At 71.3% G+C, this 17642-nt stretch carries 15 protein-coding genes and 1 pseudogene; 12 read left to right on the forward strand and 4 right to left on the reverse strand.

The features are described 5' to 3' along the window. Positions 1–95: 95 nt before the first annotated feature. Positions 96–1904, forward strand: a complete 1809-nt coding sequence (locus ACFWBQ_RS36710; protein ID WP_385507776.1) for a hypothetical protein — start codon at positions 96–98, stop codon at positions 1902–1904. A gap of 109 nt (positions 1905–2013) precedes the next feature. Here the strand turns inward: ACFWBQ_RS36710 and ACFWBQ_RS36715 are convergent, their stop codons facing one another. Beyond that, complete coding sequence (locus ACFWBQ_RS36715) at positions 2014–2853, reverse strand: hypothetical protein (RefSeq protein WP_385507780.1); 840 nt, start codon at positions 2851–2853, stop codon at positions 2014–2016. Between the two features lie 41 nt (positions 2854–2894). Between ACFWBQ_RS36715 and ACFWBQ_RS36720 the strand changes: the two genes are divergently transcribed. The 4 genes from ACFWBQ_RS36720 (at position 2895) to ilvD (ending at position 7366) form a co-directional block, all read left to right on the forward strand. Beyond that, positions 2895–3842, forward strand: a complete 948-nt coding sequence (locus tag ACFWBQ_RS36720; RefSeq protein ID WP_385507782.1) for a Ppx/GppA family phosphatase — start codon at positions 2895–2897, stop codon at positions 3840–3842. 83 nt (positions 3843–3925) lie between these two features. Next, positions 3926–4750 carry a sugar phosphate isomerase/epimerase family protein gene (locus ACFWBQ_RS36725; protein ID WP_385507784.1) on the forward strand — a complete coding sequence of 275 codons (825 nt, stop codon included), beginning with the start codon at positions 3926–3928 and terminating at the stop codon, positions 4748–4750. After that, on the forward strand, positions 4747–5379 hold the full coding sequence (locus ACFWBQ_RS36730) for a TetR family transcriptional regulator (protein ID WP_385507787.1): 633 nt from the start codon (positions 4747–4749) through the stop codon (positions 5377–5379). Before ACFWBQ_RS36725 ends, ACFWBQ_RS36730 begins: the two co-directional genes overlap by 4 nt. 136 nt (positions 5380–5515) lie before the next feature. Next, a complete protein-coding gene (gene ilvD, locus ACFWBQ_RS36735; RefSeq protein ID WP_385507791.1) occupies positions 5516–7366 on the forward strand; it encodes a dihydroxy-acid dehydratase in 1851 nt (616 codons plus the stop codon). A gap of 31 nt (positions 7367–7397) precedes the next feature. Here the strand turns inward: ilvD and ACFWBQ_RS36740 are convergent, their stop codons facing one another. Continuing rightward, positions 7398–9566, reverse strand: a complete 2169-nt coding sequence (locus tag ACFWBQ_RS36740; protein WP_385507792.1) for a PQQ-binding-like beta-propeller repeat protein — start codon at positions 9564–9566, stop codon at positions 7398–7400. A gap of 124 nt (positions 9567–9690) precedes the next feature. On the opposite strand from ACFWBQ_RS36740, the gene ACFWBQ_RS36745 reads away from it, so the two are divergent. The 3 genes and pseudogenes from ACFWBQ_RS36745 (at position 9691) to ACFWBQ_RS36755 (ending at position 11440) form a co-directional block, all read left to right on the forward strand. Next, positions 9691–10017, forward strand: a complete 327-nt coding sequence (locus ACFWBQ_RS36745) for an SH3 domain-containing protein (RefSeq protein WP_385507794.1) — start codon at positions 9691–9693, stop codon at positions 10015–10017. A 42-nt stretch (positions 10018–10059) separates the two neighbouring features. Further along, positions 10060–10611 (forward strand): hypothetical protein, encoded by a 552-nt coding sequence (locus tag ACFWBQ_RS36750; RefSeq protein ID WP_385507796.1) that lies wholly within the window; start codon positions 10060–10062, stop codon positions 10609–10611. Between the two features lie 51 nt (positions 10612–10662). Next, positions 10663–11440 (forward strand): annotated as a pseudogene (locus ACFWBQ_RS36755) (class I SAM-dependent methyltransferase). On the opposite strand, the gene ACFWBQ_RS36760 reads toward ACFWBQ_RS36755, so the two are convergent. Beyond that, a complete protein-coding gene (locus ACFWBQ_RS36760; RefSeq protein ID WP_385507798.1) occupies positions 11421–12914 on the reverse strand; it encodes a SulP family inorganic anion transporter in 1494 nt (497 codons plus the stop codon). The pseudogene ACFWBQ_RS36755 and the gene ACFWBQ_RS36760 sit on opposite strands and share 20 nt — an antisense overlap. A 207-nt stretch (positions 12915–13121) precedes the next feature. Between ACFWBQ_RS36760 and ACFWBQ_RS36765 the strand changes: the two genes are divergently transcribed. From ACFWBQ_RS36765 to proC, 3 genes are read left to right on the forward strand one after another with little or no spacing between them, the layout of a single operon-like run. Beyond that, positions 13122–13928: an ABC transporter ATP-binding protein gene (locus tag ACFWBQ_RS36765; RefSeq protein ID WP_385507803.1), complete on the forward strand. Its 807-nt coding sequence runs from the start codon at positions 13122–13124 to the stop codon at positions 13926–13928. Further along, complete coding sequence (locus tag ACFWBQ_RS36770) at positions 13925–14698, forward strand: ABC transporter permease (protein WP_385507811.1); 774 nt, start codon at positions 13925–13927, stop codon at positions 14696–14698. The genes ACFWBQ_RS36765 and ACFWBQ_RS36770 overlap by 4 nt, the downstream gene beginning before the upstream one ends. A 57-nt stretch (positions 14699–14755) precedes the next feature. Continuing rightward, entirely contained in the window at positions 14756–15565 is an 810-nt protein-coding gene (gene proC / locus ACFWBQ_RS36775) for a pyrroline-5-carboxylate reductase (RefSeq protein ID WP_385507821.1), read from the forward strand. A gap of 4 nt (positions 15566–15569) precedes the next feature. Here proC and ACFWBQ_RS36780 read toward each other — a convergent pair whose 3' ends face one another. After that, the gene (locus ACFWBQ_RS36780; protein WP_385507824.1) at positions 15570–16154 is read right to left on the reverse strand and encodes a cysteine hydrolase family protein; all 585 of its coding nucleotides are present in this window, start codon (positions 16152–16154) and stop codon (positions 15570–15572) included. A 73-nt stretch (positions 16155–16227) separates the two neighbouring features. Here ACFWBQ_RS36780 and ACFWBQ_RS36785 point away from each other — a divergent pair, with 73 nt between their 5' ends. Further along, positions 16228–17241: a GlxA family transcriptional regulator gene (locus ACFWBQ_RS36785; RefSeq protein WP_385507838.1), complete on the forward strand. Its 1014-nt coding sequence runs from the start codon at positions 16228–16230 to the stop codon at positions 17239–17241. Positions 17242–17642 lie beyond the last annotated feature (401 nt).

The raw sequence follows: 17642 nt of genomic DNA on the forward strand, positions 1-17642 counted from the left end.
GGCGCGGGTGACGAACATGTGCGCGATGCGGCATTTCCGTCGGGATCCGGAATTCCTGTCCCCTTTCGAGGGATACGTTCACCCGTAAGGATTAAATGTGTGGAAGGGGTGCTAAGGGTGCACCTTCGTCTGCCTACGGTCGCCAGGTGACGAGCAGCAGGTTGGAGACACCCGTACACACGACCGGCGTACACCGGGCGCACCGCCGCGTGCCCCGCCCGTCGGCGCAGCGATCGTCCGCACGGTACGAGCCGTATCTCGACGGCCTGTTCACCTACTGCCTCTCCGTGTTGTGCGACCACGAGGCAGCCACGGAGGCGCTGGGCGCCGTGCTCGCGATCGCGGAACGGCAGGACGGTCGTTGCCCCGCGGCCGAGGAGGAACGTAAATCCTGGCTGTATGCCCTGGCCAGGTGGATGTGCCTGCGCACGCTCACCGAGCAGAAGCGGGTCCGCCAGGCCCACCGCCGGCCGGCCGGTCAGCCGCCCCCGGCCCCCGCACCCGCCGCGGGCGGCACCCCGGAGGAAGCGGTCACCCCGGGCCCCGCCGAGTCCCCCGTCGCCGAAGCGCGCCGGCGTGAACTCGCCCAGCTCGCCTGGCCGGAGGCCGCGGGCACCACCCCCGAGCAGCGTGAAGCGCTGGAGCTCGCCGTTCGTCACCGGCTCCCCCCGCGCGCCGTCGCCGCCGTCCTCGGCCTGGAGCCCGCCACCGCCCGGGAGCTCCTGGCCGCCGCCGTCTGTGAGGTGGAGCGCACCCGCGCCGCCCTCGCGGTCGTCGAGACGGGGAACTGCCCCACCGTCGCCCGGCTCACCGGCACCCACCGGGTCCTGCTCTCCGCGGTCCTGCGCCGCGAGCTCGTCCGCCACGTCGACGACTGCCCCCGCTGTCGCCGCGCCGCCGAACGGGCGGGTGCCACCGGACCGTGGCCCGGCGCGACCGTCACCCCGGCCACCGCGCTGACGGTCCTCGAGGCGCCACGCCCCTCGGTGCGCGTTGCCCTGGTCCACGCCCGGCGGTCCCGGGCGGGCACCCCTCGCTTCGGCCGGACGGGCTTCCCCCTGGATCCGAAGGACCATGCCGCGCGCCGGGACCGGCTGCGTGCGCGGGTCGTGACGACAGCGGTCGTGGCGACGGTCGTCGCCGCCCCTGTGATCGCCCTGTGGGCCGCCTACCGGGGTGCGCCGCTGACAGGCGAGGGCCGCGACGGTTCCTCGGTGACCGCGACGGAGGTGGACGAGGGAGCCGGGCTCGACGGCGACCCGTACGACCACTACGAGAACGCGGGCAACGCCCGTCCCGACGACCAGGGGCGCTTCACCGGCGCAGGCCGCAGGCCGGACGTCTCGGCCGAGGTGATCAGCGTCGGCGGCGGCCGGCACGGACCCGGAGCGCTCACGGTCGCGGCCCGCTCGTCCGGCGGCCGTACGACGATCACCCTGACCGCGACCGGCACCGAAGCCGTTGTCTGGTCGGCCCGGGCGGATGTGCCGTGGCTGTACCTCAGCCGCTCCTCCGGCAGGATCGCCCCGGGCCGGAGCGTCACCATCCACGCCCTCGTGAACCACGCGGCAGAACCCGCGGGACCGTGGAGCGCGCGCGTCGTGCTCGCCCCGTCGGGGGCCGTGGTCGCCATCGGCGGGTACGGCGCCACGGCGCCACGGCCGGCAAGCCCGGCCCCGGTCCCGTCCACGCCTTCCCCCGAGCCGTCGCCGTCCTCACCGTCGCCCGACCCGACCCCCGGCCCCACGGATCCCACGGATCCCACGCCCGGCCCGACGGATCCGACCCCGGACCCGCCGGGCTCCCCGGATCCGACGCCGCCCGCCACCGACCCGCCGTCCCCCTCACCCGCCCCGTCCGGGGCGACGACGGATCCGGGGGGCAGCCCCGAGCCGACGGACTGACGGACAGAGAACGGCCCGGTGCGTGGCGGAACGTTTGTCCACCGCACACCGGGCCGCGATCACCACACGGCGAAGCCGCGAAGCCGGACCACGCGCCCCCGGGGCCGGATCAGGCCGGATCGGCCGGATGCGGCGCCATCGGCAGCAGCGACGACAGCCGCTCCTCGCACAGCTCGACCAGCCGGTCGTACGCCTGCTCGCCCATCAGCTCGACGAGCTCCGGACGGTAGGACACATAGACCGGATCCCCGGCCCCGTGCGCCGAGGTCGCCGACGTGCACCACCAGTGCAGATCGTGACCGCCCGGACCCCAGCCCCGGCGGTCGTACTCCCCGATCGAGACCTGGAGCACGCGCGTGTCGTCGGGCCGGTCGATCCAGTCGTAGGTGCGCCGGACCGGCAGCTGCCAGCAGACGTCCGGCTTGGTCTCCAGCGGCTCCTTGCCCTCCCGCAACGCCAGGATGTGCAGCGAGCAGCCCGCGCCGCCCGCGAACCCGGGACGGTTCTGGAAGATGCAGGAGCCCTCCCAGCGTCGCGTCTGCCGTTCGCCGTCCTCGTCGACACCGACCCAGCCCGTCTCCGTGCCGACGTCGTGGAACTGCCACAGGTCCGGTGTGAGCCGGGCCACGTGTCCGGCCACCCGCTTCTCGTCGTCCTCGTCCGAGAAGTGCGCGCCCAGGGTGCAGCACCCGTCGTCCGCACGGCCCGCCTGGATGCCCTGGCAGCCGCTGCCGAAGATGCAGTTCCACCTGGACGTGAGCCAGGTCAGATCGCAGCGGAAGATCTGCTCGTCGTCGGCGGGGTCGGGGAATTCGACCCAGGCCCGCGCGAAGTCGAGCCCCTTCTCATCGGGCCCGCCGGGCCCCTTTGCTTCCGGCTGCTGCATCTCCTGCTTCATCTTCTGCTTCTTCGTGACTTTGTCCGGCTTCGCCTTTTTCGTCTTTGGCACGGGCCAAGAGTAAGACCGACAGGCGCAGTAGCGTTCCGGGTATGAGACTCGGAGTCCTCGACGTGGGGTCGAACACGGTTCATCTGCTGGTGGTCGACGCGCACCCAGGAGCCCGCCCGCTGCCCGCGCACTCGCACAAGGCGGAGCTGCGGCTGGCCGAACTCCTCGACATGGACGGCGCGATCGGCCCCGTGGGAGTAGACCGGCTCGTGTCGACGGTCACCGACGCGCTGCGGGCCGCCGAGGACAAGGGCTGCGAGGAGGTGCTGGCGTTCGCCACATCCGCCGTGCGCGAGGCGAGCAACGCGGACCAGGTGCTGGCCCGGGTGCGGGAGGAGACCGGCATCGCGCTCGCCGTGCTCAGCGGCGAGGAGGAGGCCCGGCTGACCTTCCTGGCCGCCCGCCGCTGGTTCGGCTGGTCGGCGGGGAAGCTGCTGGTCCTGGACATCGGTGGCGGTTCGCTGGAGGTCGGGTACGGAATGGACGAGGAGCCCGACGCCGCCGTCTCGCTGCCGCTCGGCGCCGGGCGCCTCACCGCGAGCTGGCTGCCCGGTGATCCGCCGGCCGCGACGGACGTACGGGCGCTGCGCCGCCATGTCCGGGCCGGCATCGCCCGCACGGTCGGCGAGTTCACCCGGCTGGGCCCGCCCGATCACGTCGTCGGAACCTCCAAGACCTTCAAGCAGCTCGCGAGGATCGCGGGCGCCGCACGCTCCGCCGAGGGGCTGTACGTCCAGCGCGTCCTCACCCGCAAGGCGCTGGAGGAGTGGGTGCCGAAGCTGGCGACGATGACCGTCGAGCGGCGGGGGAACCTGCCCGGGGTGGCCGAGGGGAGGGCCGCGCAGCTGCTGGCCGGGGCGCTGGTCGCCGAAGGGGCGATGGACCTGTTCGGGGTCGAGGAGCTGGAGATCTGCCCCTGGGCGCTGCGCGAGGGAGTCATTCTGCGCCGCCTGGACCACCTCCCGAGCGGCCAGGTGGCGCTCGCCTGAACTCCGGACCCGCCGGTCATGGCCCTTCTCACTTTCAGCCGGTGTCCCTCGGCGACGCGTGCCGCTGCCCGTACCCTGTCTCCGTGGCAGAACCAGTGGTGCGCATCCCGGATGCGAAGGTCGCCCTGTCGACGGCTTCCGTCTATCCGGAGTCGACGGCGACGGCCTTCGAGATCGCTGCGCGCCTGGGCTACGACGGCGTCGAGGTCATGGTCTGGACCGACCCCGTCAGCCAGGACATCGAGGCGCTGAAACGGCTTTCGGACTACCACCAGGTGCCGATCCTCGCCGTGCACGCACCCTGTCTGCTGATCACCCAGCGGGTCTGGTCCACCGACCCGTGGGTCAAGCTCCAGCGGGCCAGAGCGGCGGCGGAGAAGCTGGGGGCGTCGACGGTGGTGGTCCACCCGCCGTTCCGTTGGCAGCGCAACTACGCACGCGACTTCGTCACCGGAATCTGGCGCATGGCGGACGAGACCGATGTGCGGTTCGCGGTGGAGAACATGTACCCGTGGCGCTACCGGGACCGCGAGATGCTCGCGTACGCCCCCGACTGGGACGTCACCCAGGACGACTACCGGCACTTCACCGTGGACCTCTCGCACACCGCGACCGCACGGACCGACAGCCTGGCGATGGTGGACCGGATGGGCGACCGCCTCGCCCACGTCCACCTCGCCGACGGCAAGGGTTCCAACAAGGACGAGCACCTGGTGCCCGGCCGGGGCGACCAGCCCTGCGCGGAGCTGCTGGAGCGCCTCGCCCGTACCGCTTTCGACGGTCATGTGGTCATCGAGGTCAACACGCGCCGCGCCATGTCATCGGCCGAACGCGAGGCCGATCTCGCGGAGGCGCTCGCCTTCACCCGGCTCCACCTGGCGTCCTCCGCGCAGGCACCCCGCTCATGACTCCGGGCACGGACGGTCCGGCTCCCCGCCGCCGGGGCCGGCCCTCCCGTACGGCGAAGACCGCGGGACCCGACGCCAGGACGCGAATCCTCGAGGCGGCCCGTACCGAATTCGCCGAGCGCGGCTACGACAAGACGTCGATGCGCGGCATCGCCAAGGCGGCGGGCGTCGACGCGGCCCTGGTCCACCACTACTTCGGTACGAAGGACGAGGTCTTCGCGGCGGCCGTCGAGGTCTCCTTCGAGCCCGCGCTCGTCATCCCCGAGCTCCTCGGCGGTCCCATGGACAGCCTCGGTGAGCGGCTGGCCCGGTACTTCATCGGCGTCTGGGAGAACCCGGTGTCCCGGGCGCCGTTGCTGGCGATCCTCCGCTCCGCGCTCACGCACGAGGCGGCTGCGAAGGTGCTGCGCGGCTTCGTGCTGCGACGGCTGCTGGAACGGATCGCGGCGGACCTGGACGTACCCGACCCGACCTTCCGCGCCGAACTGGCCGCCTCGCACATGATCGGGATCGCGATCCTGCGCTATGTGATCCAGGCGGAACCGCTGGCGTCGGCGGACCCGGAGAAGATCATCGCCATGGTGGCCCCGACGCTCCAGCGCTACCTGTCGGGGCAGGACGCCCCGTAGGCGGGCGCCCTCCGACGGGCGGCCGGGCCCTGCCCGGACACTGGGCACCGCGTCCCGAAATCCGGACACGCTGTCCAGATCCTGGAGCGGGGCGTACGCTCGGAGAGAGTCTTTTCTGTCGAAGGAGCGAGCGACGATGCCCCAGCTGAGGTCCCGCACTGTCACCCACGGCCGCAACATGGCGGGCGCCCGCGCCCTGATGCGGGCGTCCGGCGTAGCCAGCGAGGACATCGGCAAGCCGATCATCGCGGTGGCCAACTCCTTCACGGAGTTCGTCCCCGGCCACACCCACCTCGCCCCTGTCGGCCGGATCGTCTCCGAGGCGATCAAGGCCGCGGGCGCGGTGCCCCGTGAGTTCAACACCATCGCGGTGGACGACGGCATCGCGATGGGGCACGCCGGGATGCTCTACAGCCTGCCCTCCCGCGACCTCATCGCGGACAGTGTCGAGTACATGGTCGAGGCCCACTGCGCCGACGCGCTGATCTGCATCTCCAACTGCGACAAGATCACCCCCGGCATGCTGATGGCCGCGATGCGCCTCAACATCCCGACGGTCTTCGTCTCCGGCGGCCCGATGGAGGCCGGCAAGGCCACCCTCGTCGACGGCACGGTCCGCAAGCTCGACCTGATCAACGCCATCAGCGACGCGGTCGACGAGAGCATCTCCGACGAGGACATCCTCCGCATCGAGGAGAACGCCTGCCCGACCTGCGGCAGCTGTTCCGGCATGTTCACCGCCAACTCGATGAACTGCCTGACCGAGGTCCTCGGCCTCTCCCTCCCCGGTAACGGCTCCGTCCTCGCCACGCACACCGCCCGCAAGGCGCTGTACGAGAACGCGGGCCGCACGGTCGTCGACATCACCAAGCGGTACTACGAGCAGGACGACGAGACCGTCCTGCCGCGCTCCATCGGCACCCGCGCAGCGTTCGACAACGCCATGGCGCTCGACATCGCCATGGGCGGCTCGACCAACACGATCCTGCACCTGCTCGCCGCGGCGCAGGAGGCCGAGCTCGACTACGACCTCGACGACATCAACGAGGTCTCGCGCCGCGTGCCCTGTCTGTCGAAGGTCGCCCCCAACGTGGCCCCCGGCGGGACGTACTACATGGAGGACGTCCACCGGGCGGGCGGCATCCCCGCCCTCCTCGGTGAGCTGCACCGCGGCGGTCTGCTCAACGAGGACGTGCACTCGGTCCACTCCGACACCCTCGCCGAGTGGCTGAAGAACTGGGACGTCCGCGGCGGCTCCCCGTCGCCCGAGTCCGTCGAGCTCTGGCACGCGGCCCCCGGCTGCGTCCGCTCCGCGACCGCCTTCTCGCAGTCCGAGCGCTGGGACACCCTCGACCTGGACGCGGCGGGCGGCTGCATCCGCGACCTGGAGCACGCCTACTCCAAGGACGGCGGCCTCGCGGTCCTCAAGGGGAACCTCGCCGAGGACGGCTGTGTCGTGAAGACGGCGGGCGTCGACGAGTCGATCTGGACCTTCGAGGGCCCGGCCGTCGTCTGCGAGTCGCAGGACGACGCCGTCGACAAGATCCTCCGCAAGGAGATCAAGGAGGGCGACGTCGTCGTCATCCGCTACGAGGGCCCGCGCGGCGGCCCCGGCATGCAGGAGATGCTCTACCCGACGTCGTTCCTGAAGGGCCGCGGTCTCGGCAAGAGCTGTGCGCTCGTCACCGACGGCCGCTTCTCCGGCGGTACGTCGGGCCTGTCGATCGGCCACGCGTCGCCGGAAGCGGCGTCCGGCGGCACGATCGCGCTGGTCGAGGACGGCGACCGGATCAGGATCGACATCCCGAACCGTTCGATCGAGCTCCTCGTGTCCGACGCCGATCTCGCCACCCGCCGCGAGGCACTGAACGGCGTGTACGCGCCGAAGAACCGCGACCGCAAGGTCTCGGCGGCACTGCGGGCCTACGCGGCCATGGCGACGAGCGCGGACCGCGGCGCCGTCCGCGACGTCTCCAGGCTCGGCTGACACAACCGCACGGCCGACCCCGTCCCTGGTGTCACCAGTGGGCGGGGTCGTTCGCGTCCACGGCAAAAACGGAACAGTCCGGGGAGGTTCCGTACACGGCCGCGCCGAGGACGACGGGAGCGGGCAACGACGAGGCGAGAGAGAGCCTTCCCGCCATCAGCCGCGGGCGGGTCTGCCCGAGCAGGGTTCCGTGTTCCGCGTCGACGGCGAGCAGCCGCCCGTCGGCCGCCGAGAAGTACAGCCGGTTGCCCTCTCCCAGGACGGGCGCGGACGTCAGTCCGACGGCCGTCTCCAGACGCCACCGTTCCGCTTTCCCGCCCTCCGGACGGACCTCGACGGCCAGCAGCGTCCCGCCGCGTTCCAGCAGATAGGCGGTGCCGTCGCCGAGCACGACCTCCGGTTCGTTCATACGGAAGGGCAGCGTCGTCCGCGTGGCGCTCCGCAGCACCGGGTCGTAGCGCACCAGCCCGGTGGTCTGGGCGTTCTTGTTCATGGACGTGAGGACGAGTGCCCCCTCGGATGTCCCGGCCGGGGTGAGTGTCCCGTCCAGCCGGCGCTGCCAGGCGGTGCGTCCGGTCCTCGCCTCGACCGCTGTGACGAGCGTGGTGGTCCCGTGCGCCGAGTTCTCGAAGGCGTACGCGAGCCCCGTCCCGCTGTCGTACAGCGCATAGCCCGGCCGCTGGTGGCCGGGGACGGTGCGCCGCCAACGGGACGCGCCGGTCGCGGCGTCGAGTCCCTGCGCGGTGCCGTCCCGCGCGACCATCAGCAGCGTGTCGCCGGCCGGGAGGGGGACGTCGAGGTACCCGGAGAGGTCCGACTTCCAGAGCTGCGTGCCCCGGCCGGGGTCGTAGGCCCGGAGGTCTCCGCCCGGCGCGGCGGTGTGCACCGGGCCGCCGGCCACCGTTCCCAGTTCGGGGGCCTGCGGCGAGGCGTCGCGGTGCGACCAGATCACCCGGCCGTCCGACGGGTCCAGCCGCGCCGTGCCGAAGCCCGCGGCCACGCAGTACAACGCGGAGTCCGCACCCGTCCCGGCGGGGGAGCACGAGGGCGTCGAGCCTTCCGAGGACCGCAGCGGTGTCTGCCACGGTACGAAGGCTGCCGCACGCTCCTTCTTCCCCTCGGTCTCCTTCGGGCCCAGGTTCCCGGAACCGTTCCATGCGCCGGCCGCCCACACACAGCCGGCCACCAGAGCGAGCACTCCTGCGGCGACCACGAGCCGCCGCCCCGTCCGCCGTGCGGGCCTCGCCCCGGCCGGGGCGTCCGCGGCCCGCACGTGGGTCGCCGTCTCCTGCGCTGTCTCCCGCGCGCCGGACACGGCCCCGGACTCGACGGCGGCCGGACGCCGCTGTGCCGGAACGAACGCCGTGGCCTCGTAGGACGGGGGATGCAGCGCCGCCATGATCTCGTCCGGAGTGGGACGCTCCGCGGGATCCTTCGCCAGGCACCGCCCGACCAGCGGAGCCAGATCGGCGGGTACCCCGGCCAGATCGGCCTCGTTGTGCACCACCTGATAGGCCACGAGGTACGGGCTGTCCGAGTCGAAGGGCCCCCGGCCGGTCGCCGCGTGGACCAGCACCGCTCCCAGCGCGAACACATCCGCGGCGGGGCCGACCTCACGTGGCCGCTGGAACTGCTCGGGCGCCATGTAAGGGGGCGAGCCGATCAGCTTTCCCGTCTCGGTGCGCAGATCACTGTCGTAAGGCCGGGAAATCCCGAAGTCGATGACCTTGGGGCCGGAGTCGGGGAGCATGACGTTGCTCGGCTTGAGATCGCGGTGAATCACCCCGGCGCGGTGGATGTCACGCAACGCCTCGGCCAGCCCGGCCGTGAGCCTGCGCAGCTCGGCCGGGCTCATCGGCCCGTTCCGCTTCACCTGCGCGGAGAGCGTCGGGCCGGGCACGTAGAGAGTGGCCATCCAGGGCAGTGCAGCCGTCGGATCGGCATCGACGACCGGCGCGGTGAACGCACCGCTGACCCGCCGGGCCGCCGCGACCTCCTGCCGGAACCGTGCCCGGAACTCGGGGTCCGCCGCATGCTGGCGGTGCACCACCTTGACCGCGAGCTGCAGTCCGGAGGCGGAGCGCGCCAGGTGCACCACACCCATGCCGCCCGCTCCGAGACATGCCTCGAGTCTGTACTGCCCGGCGTACTCAGGTTGTTCCGCTTCCGGATGCGATCCGGTACCTCGCAGCGGCGGCACCGCCCACCCCCGTGTGTTCGTCCGCAAGCGCGACGCACGGAGCCTAGTCGATGGTGCGTACGAGGAGTGTGGGGCTTGTTAGCCTGCACGTCACACGCATCGTTTCTCAACGGGGGAGGCCCTCATGGGCGTTGGAGAGAACACCGGCACGACCGACAGTGCGGCAGCGGGAGACCAGGGGGTGACGACGCTCGCCGCGAGCGTCGTCAGGTACCCCATCGCCCCCGGCTACCGCGTCAACGTCCGCAAGGGTCCCGGCACGCAGTACGGCATCGTCAGGACGATGCCGTACGGGATGAGCGTCCCGGTCTACTGCCAGAAGCCGGGGGAGTGGGTCACCGGCCCGTACGGCACGACGAACCTCTGGGACAACATCGCCAGCGGCGAGTTCGTGTCCGACGCCTATGTACATACGGGCAGTGACGGGTACATCGCCCAGCGCTGCGACTGAGAGGCTGACACGTACGGCGCCCGCCCGGGGATAATCGATTCCGTGAGCGAGAACAGCGAAGCATCCGGCACGCCCTCCGGCACCACGACGTCCGCCGGCGGCAGCACGCCAGGACCGCAGCCCGAGCCCCTCCGTTTCTTCGGTACGACCTGGGTCGACCACGACGGTGGCTACGGGCTGCGGCGCGCCGGGGCCGCCGTCGGCTCGCTCGTGGCAGCCGTCGCCTCGTGCTACGTCCTCCGCTTCGCGTACCAGGGCCTGGAGATCGCCGAGGTCGGCAGCCTCGTCGGCATGCTCGTCGTGCTGATGTTCGCGGTGTGCAGTGCCATCGCCTTCCGCAGGACCTGGGACGGGTTCAGCCGTCGTCCCGCCGACCCGTCCCGCGAGGACAGCCTGCGCGGCCTCAAGTCCATCGGTTTCATCGGCTCGCTCCTCGCGTACTTCTTCCGCTCGCTCCTGGAGGCGCCGGGCGAGAAGCTCCGGCGCACGGAGTACGAGACGGCGCTCGCCCAGTACGTGAAGCGCCGCTCGACCCGCACGGGCAACCCGGCGGCCCGCAGGAGCGCCAGGGGCAAGCGCACCGGGCGGAAGTAACGCCTGCGGAAACCGCTCCCGCCCGCACCGGGGCAGAGGCACGATGAACTCATGTCCTCGGCTCGCGCCCTCTCGTTCGACCGGGCCGCCGCGCAGTACGCCGCGGCCCCGCCCCGGCTACCCACCTGCCCTCCTCGACACCGTCGAGGAGCTGGCGGGCCGTCCCCTGCAGGGCGTCCGCGCCGTCGACATCGGCGCCGGAACGGGTATCGCCACCCGGCTGCTCCATGCCCGGGGCGCCAGGGTCACGGCCGTCGAGCCGGGCCCCGGTATGGCGGCCGTACTGCACCGGACGCTGCCGTCCGTACCGATCGTGCGGGGTGACGGCAACCGGCTGCCGCTGGCCACCGCATCGGCCGACCTGATCACCTACGCACAGTCGTGGCACTGGACGGACCCGCAACGCTCCCTGCCCGAGGCACTTCGCGTCCTGCGTCCCGGAGGTGCCCTGGCGCTCTGGTGGTACGTCTGCGACCATTCCGTGCCCTGGATCGCCGACCAGGACACCCGCCTGCGCCGTCACCTCGGCGCCGGCATCGGTGCACACGGCTGATCGGCGTCCCCGGTCTCCGGCAGCCGGTCCCGGGAGCTGCCGCAGCCGGCAGGCAGCAGCTTCGTGCAGCGCCTGCTCCCCTGGTCACGGGTGGTGCCGGTCGAGACCCACCTCGCCAACCTCGCCAGCCATTCCGCCTTCCTCGTGCTCGGCGCCGCCGGCGAGGAGTCCACCCGCCGTTTCCTCGCCGCGGAGCGCGGTCACCTCGCGGGACTCTTCCCGGACGGCACGGTCGAGGAACGCTATGTGGCCGACCTCAGCGTGGCGATCCGCTGACCGCGTCGGTCTCCTGCTCCCGCCGTGCCTCGTGGGCCTCGGCCCATCCCTCCAGAGCGGCCGCGCACGCGTGGTCGGTGTGCCGCAGTCCGGCCAGATCCAGCTCCACCAGCCGGTCGCGCGGCAGGGCGTCCAGGGCGTCCAGCAGCTTCGGCAGGCGCAGGAACGTGGCATTGCCCGTCACCCGGACCCGCAGCACACCACCGACGCCCTCCTCCACCTCCACATGGACGTGGCTGATGTCCCAGGCGGTCTTGGTGACGGCGAGCACCAGTCCGACCACCACGCCCTCGAAGAGGCTCGTCGCCACGATGGTCCCTGCCGTCACCCCCAGCACCACCGCCTCACCGCGGTGCTCACGCCACAGCAGCATCAGCGTCCGTACGGGAATGAGCTTGTAGCCGGCGTGTACGAGTACGCCCGCCAGGGCCGCGACCGGAATGATCCCGAGCGCGATCGGCAGGGCCGCGGCGAAGAGCAGCAGCCACACACCGTGCAGGATGCGGGATGCTTTGGTCCGCGCGCCGGCCTGCACGTTGGCGGCGCTGCGCACGATCACGGCGGTCATCGGCAGAGCGCCCAGCGCCCCGCACACCGCGTTGCCCGCGCCCTGCGCGATCAGTTCCTTGTCGTAGTCCGTCCGCTTCCCGTTGTGCAGCCGGTCCACCGCCGCCGCGCTGAACAGCGACTCCGCCGAGGCGATCAGCGCGAACGCGAGGACGGTGCCGAGGACGCCGGCCTCAAGAAGCCGCGCCCAGTCCGCGGTCCCGGGCGGCTGCACGGCATCGAGCAGGCCGCTCACCTCCAGCCGGCGCACCGGCAGGCCGAGGACCGCGGCGGCGCCGGCCGCGAGCCCCACCGCCACCAGCGGCGCAGGCACCACACACGCGGCCCGCCGCCACCTCGGCCAGAGCGTCAGTACGACGACGGTCCCCACTCCCAGCGCGACAGCCGGACCGGACACCCCCTTGCCGAGCAGGAGGCCGGGCAGCCCGGCGATCTTCTGCCCCATGGAGCCGGGAGCCGTCGCATCGGCGAGTACGTACAACTGGCCGGAGATCAGCACCAGTCCGATCCCGGCGAGCATCCCCTGCACCACCGCGACGGACACGGCACGGAACCACCGCCCGAGCCGCATGACCCCCAGAGCCACCTGCAGCGCACCGGCGGTCAGTACCAGCACCCCGAGGGCGCCGATCCCGTAGAGCGCGACCGCCTCGTACACGAGCACGGTCAGCCCGGCCGCAGGCCCACTGACCTGCAGGCTGCTGCCCGGGAGCACCCCCGCGACGATTCCTCCGACGATCCCGGTGATCAGTCCGAGCTCGGCCGGCACGCCCGAGGCGACGGCCACGCCCACGCAGAGGGGCAGGGCAACGAGAAAGACGACGAGTGAAGCGGTGAAGTCGGCGCGAGAGACCGGATTGCCACGCAAGAGAAGGTGCCTCCGTCGGCAGTGGGCGGTGAAAAGCATTGTCTTTTGCGGGGGTTGATCGCGGCGGCAGGAATCGCTGCCCGATCGAGGGGTACCGAGGCGCATCGGAGCAGAACGGGGCGCATCGAGGCAGAACGGGGTGGAACGAGATGGAGCAACTCATTCCGATCACGCCGCGGACCGTCTGCGCCCGACGCCACGCCGATCCCTTGACGCGGGACCTCCGGCGGCATGAAAATTCATCGCATGATGAATTCCCAGTACGCTGCGGGAGCCGGGCGCGCCCCCACGGCCGCACCCGCCGTCGAAGCCCGCGCCCTCACCGTCGTACGAGGCGACCGCACCGTCCTTCGCAGCCTCGACTTCACCGTCGAACCGGGCAGGATCACCGGACTCCTCGGCCCCTCGGGCTGCGGCAAATCCACCCTCATGCGCTCCGTCGTCGGCACCCAGGCCAAGGTCACCGGCGCCCTCGACGTCCTCGGCCGTCCCGCGGGGCACCCCGCGCTGCGCCCCCGCATCGGCTACGTCACCCAGGCCCCGTCCGTCTACACCGACCTCACCGTCCGGCAGAACCTGGACTACTTCGCGGCCGTCCTCCAGCCGGGCCGCAGCCACCGCGAGGCCCGCCGGGAAGCCGTCACCCGCGCCATCCAGGACGTCGACCTCACCACCCACGCCGACGCCCTGGCCGGAAACCTCTCCGGCGGCCAGCTCAGCCGCGTCTCCCTCGCGGTCGCCCTGCTCGGCACGCCCGAACTCCTGGTCCTCGACGAGCCGACCGTCGGTCTCGACCCCGTACTGCGGCGAGACCTCTGGAACCTCTTCCACACCCTCGCCGCCGACCGGGGCACCACGATCCTCGTCTCCTCGCACGTCATGGACGAGGCCGAGCGCTGCCATCGGCTGCTGCTCATGCGCTCGGGCGAGATCCTCGCCGCCGACACCCCCGAAGCCCTGCGCGCCCGCACCGGCTCCGCCACCGTCGAGGAGGCCTTCCTCCACCTCGTGGACGAAGCCGCAACTGCCACCCGCCAGGAGACGACCCGATGAGCACCACAGCCCCCGCGCCCGCCCCGCAGCCCCTGAGCCCCGCCCGCACCCTGGCCACCGCCGCACGCGTCCTGAGCCAGCTCCGGCACGACCCCCGCACCATCGCGCTGCTGCTGATCGTCCCGGTACTGATGATCACGCTGCTGCGCTACGTCTTCGACGGCAGTCCGCAGACCTTCGACTCCATCGGCGCCTCGCTGCTCGGCATCTTCCCGCTCATCACGATGTTCCTGGTGACCTCGATCGCCACCCTGCGCGAACGCACATCGGGCACCCTCGAACGTCTCCTCGCGATGCCCCTGGGCAAGGGCGACCTGATCGCCGGCTACGCGCTCGCCTTCGGCGCCGTCGCCGTCGTCCAGTCCCTGCTGGCCACCGCCCTCTCCGTGTGGGTGCTCGGCCTGGACGTCATCGGATCGCCCTGGCTGCTGCTCCTGGTCGCTCTGCTCGACGCCCTGCTCGGCACCGCACTCGGCCTGTTCGTCTCGGCCTTCGCCGCCTCCGAGTTCCAGGCGGTCCAGTTCATGCCGGCCGTGATCTTCCCCCAGCTGCTCCTGTGCGGACTGTTCACCCCGCGTGACCAGATGCACCCCGTCCTCGAAGCCATCTCGAACGTCATGCCGATGTCGTACGCCGTCGACGGGATGAATCAGGTCCTCACCCACACGGACGTCACCGCGGACTTCCTCCGCGACATCGTGATCGTCGCGGGCTGTGCGCTGCTCGTCCTGTGCCTGGGCGCGGCCACCCTCCGCCGCCGCACCACCTGAGCGCCCGGTGCGAGGATGGCGGCAACGACGAGAACCGCCACCCGGAGGGTGAACCGCATGACCCAGACAGTCGCAGTCCTCGGTACAGGAAAGATCGGCGAGGCCTTGCTCAGCGGCATGATCAGGGCCGGCTGGCGCGCCCCCGACCTGCTGGTGACGACCCGCCGCTCCGAGCGCGCCGAGGAGCTCCGCACCCGCTACGGCGTCGAGTCCGTCACCAACGCCGAGGCGGCCAAGAGCGCGGACACCCTCATCCTGGCGGTCAAGCCCCAGGACATGGGCAAGCTCCTCGACGAACTCGCCCCGCACGTCACCGCCGACCGGCTCGTCATCAGCGCCGCCGCCGGCATCCCGACCGCGTTCATCGAGGAGCGCCTCGCCGAGGGCACCCCGGTCGTACGCGTCATGCCGAACACCCCCGTCGTCGTGGACGAGGGCATGTCCGTCATCTCCGCGGGCAGCCACGCCACCCCCGAACACCTCGGCCACGCCGAGGCGATCTTCGGCGGCGTGGGCAAGACCCTCCGCGTCCCGGAGTCCCAGCAGGACGCGGCCACCGCGCTCTCCGGCTCGGGACCCGCGTACTTCTACTTCCTCGTCGAGGCCATGACGGACGCCGGCATCCTGCTCGGCCTGCCGCGCGCCCAGGCCCACGACCTGATCGTCCAGGCCGCCATCGGCGCCGCGATCATGCTCCGGGACAGCGGCGAACACCCGGTCAAGCTCCGCGAGGCCGTCACCAGCCCGGCCGGCACCACCATCAGCGCCATCCGCGAGCTGGAGAACCACGGCGTACGCGCCGCGCTCATCGCCGCCCTCGAAGCAGCCCGCGACCGCAGCCGAGAGCTGGCCTCCGGCAACGGCTGACCCCCTACTTCACCGCAGCGACCAGCTCCGCACTCCGCACCACGCTCGCGAACCCACCGCCGTGCAACGTCACGGCGGTGGCCCGCGCCAGCTCGTCCGCACTCAGCTGCCAGTCCCACGGGCCCTCCTGGTCGAAGGTGTACGTCGCGTCGAACGCGAAGAACACCTCGTACCCGAGATTCCCGCCCATGCGCGCTGTCGTCTCCGCGCACATATTGGTCTGGATCCCGGCCACCACGATCTGCCGCACCCCGGCCTCCCGCAGCCAGGCATCCAGATCGGGCGTCCCGTAGAAGGCGGAGTTCACCGACTTCGTCAGGAACAACTCCGTCCCGTTCCCCTTTCCGCGACGCTCCTCCACGTACTCCTTGAACGCATTGCCCGAATACCCCACCCGCAGGGGCGAGTCCGGCTTGGCCGAGTCATGCCGCACGAACACGACGGGCCGGCCACTCGCCTGCCAGGCATCGATCAGCTCCGCGATGTTCCTGTCGGCATCCGGATTGTTCCGCGGCCCCCAGTACTCCTCCTCCTCGAAGCCCTGCTGCACGTCCACCACGACCAGCGCTGCATTCCCTGTGATCTCCATGCCCCCACTCTGCGCCCACGGCCGCCCGTCTCCCAGACCCCAAAAAGCCATCGATCGATGCTTTACTGCCAAGGTGACCGCGCTGCCGAACCGCCCCGCCCGCATCGCTCTGGTCTCGTTCCCGGGAGTCCGGGCTTTCGACGTCTCCGTCATCACGGAGGTCTGGGGCGTGGACCGCACCGATCGCGGTGTGCCCGCCTTCGACCTGCGCCGCACCGCTGCCGACCCGGCACCCATTCCGCTCCGCGGAGGTCTGTCCCTCACACCGGACCGAACACTGACCTGGCTGTCCCGCTCCGACCTGATCGTGGTCCCCGGTCTCGACGACCACCTGGCACCCGCCCCGGCCGCGGTGCTCGAAGCCCTGCGCCGCGCCCACACACGTGGCATCCCCATCGCCGCGCTCTGCGGCGGCGCATTCACGCTGGCGCAGGCGGGGCTGCTCGACGGCCGCCAAGCCGTCACCCACTGGAACCTCACCGACCTCCTTCACACCCATCACCCCCAGGTCACCGTGGTGCCGGACGCGCTCTTCCTCCATGACGGGAACATCTGGACATCGGCAGGCACGGCAGCCGGCATCGACCTCTGCCTTCACCTGGTCCGCATCACCCACGGCGCCGAAGCGGCGGCGACGATCGCCCGATCGATGGTCACGGCCCCGTTCCGGACCGGAACCCAGGCCCAGTTCATCGAGCACCCCACCCCGCAGTCCGGGCGGGACGCCGACACTCTCGCCTCGGTCCGGGCCCATGCGCTGGCCCAATTGGCGGAACCGCACACCGTGGCCACTCTTGCTGCCCGCGCAGGCATGTCCGCGCGCACCTTCGCCCGTCATTTCCAGGCCACCACAGGGACCACCCCGCTGCGCTGGCTGATCACGCAACGCATCGCCGCAGCCCAGAAGCTCCTCGAACGCACGGACCTTCCCCTCCCGGAAGTCGCCCGCCGCACGGGATTCGGCAGCGAGATCACCATGCGCCAGCACTTCGCGGCACACCTCTCCACCAGCCCGCGCGGCTACCGGACGGCCTTCCGCGACGGAGGGGCCAGGCCGGAGGTTGACACCACCCGAACGGATCCGTAGTGTGCTCCGAGTTGTCCGACGTGAGAGCCGACCCCGGTCGGTCCCCGGACAGCGATTCCGTAGTGACCACAAGAAACTGGCGACATGAGTCGCACGTTTTCTGTGTGCATGTTCGGAATGAGGAATCCACGTTCGAAGGAACGATGACCCGATTAGCGTCGGGGCCCCGGATTCCGCTAAAGTCTCACTCGTCGGAACGGCCCTACGGCCGGGATGACAAGCCCCACTGACTGGGAATCAGGCCCGAAAGGATCTGATAGAGTCGGACTCGCCGGAAAGGGAAACGCGAAAGCGAAGAACTGAAAGGCGAAACCCGCTTCGACCGGGAATCGGACACGAAAGAGTCTGATAGAGTCGGAAACGCAAGAACGAAGGGAAGCGCCCGGAGGGCCCCGGTGAAA

The organism is Streptomyces sp. NPDC060035, assembly GCF_042736635.1.
GTDB lineage: Bacteria > Actinomycetota > Actinomycetes > Streptomycetales > Streptomycetaceae > Streptomyces.

What these genes read in the sequence shown, in the direction of transcription:
- ilvD (WP_385507791.1), top strand. Translation starts at nt 5,516, where the DNA reads ATGCCCCAGCTGAGGTCCCGCACTGTCACCCACGGCCGCAACATGGCG.
- ACFWBQ_RS36730 (WP_385507787.1), top strand. Translation starts at nt 4,747, where the DNA reads ATGACTCCGGGCACGGACGGTCCGGCTCCCCGCCGCCGGGGCCGGCCC.
- ACFWBQ_RS36710 (WP_385507776.1), top strand. Translation starts at nt 96, where the DNA reads ATGTGTGGAAGGGGTGCTAAGGGTGCACCTTCGTCTGCCTACGGTCGC.
- proC (WP_385507821.1), top strand. Translation starts at nt 14,756, where the DNA reads ATGACCCAGACAGTCGCAGTCCTCGGTACAGGAAAGATCGGCGAGGCC.
- ACFWBQ_RS36765 (WP_385507803.1), top strand. Translation starts at nt 13,122, where the DNA reads ATGATGAATTCCCAGTACGCTGCGGGAGCCGGGCGCGCCCCCACGGCC.
- ACFWBQ_RS36720 (WP_385507782.1), top strand. Translation starts at nt 2,895, where the DNA reads ATGAGACTCGGAGTCCTCGACGTGGGGTCGAACACGGTTCATCTGCTG.
- ACFWBQ_RS36760 (WP_385507798.1), bottom strand. Translation starts at nt 12,914, where the DNA reads ATGCTTTTCACCGCCCACTGCCGACGGAGGCACCTTCTCTTGCGTGGC.
- ACFWBQ_RS36780 (WP_385507824.1), bottom strand. Translation starts at nt 16,154, where the DNA reads ATGGAGATCACAGGGAATGCAGCGCTGGTCGTGGTGGACGTGCAGCAG.
- ACFWBQ_RS36770 (WP_385507811.1), top strand. Translation starts at nt 13,925, where the DNA reads ATGAGCACCACAGCCCCCGCGCCCGCCCCGCAGCCCCTGAGCCCCGCC.
- ACFWBQ_RS36745 (WP_385507794.1), top strand. Translation starts at nt 9,691, where the DNA reads ATGGGCGTTGGAGAGAACACCGGCACGACCGACAGTGCGGCAGCGGGA.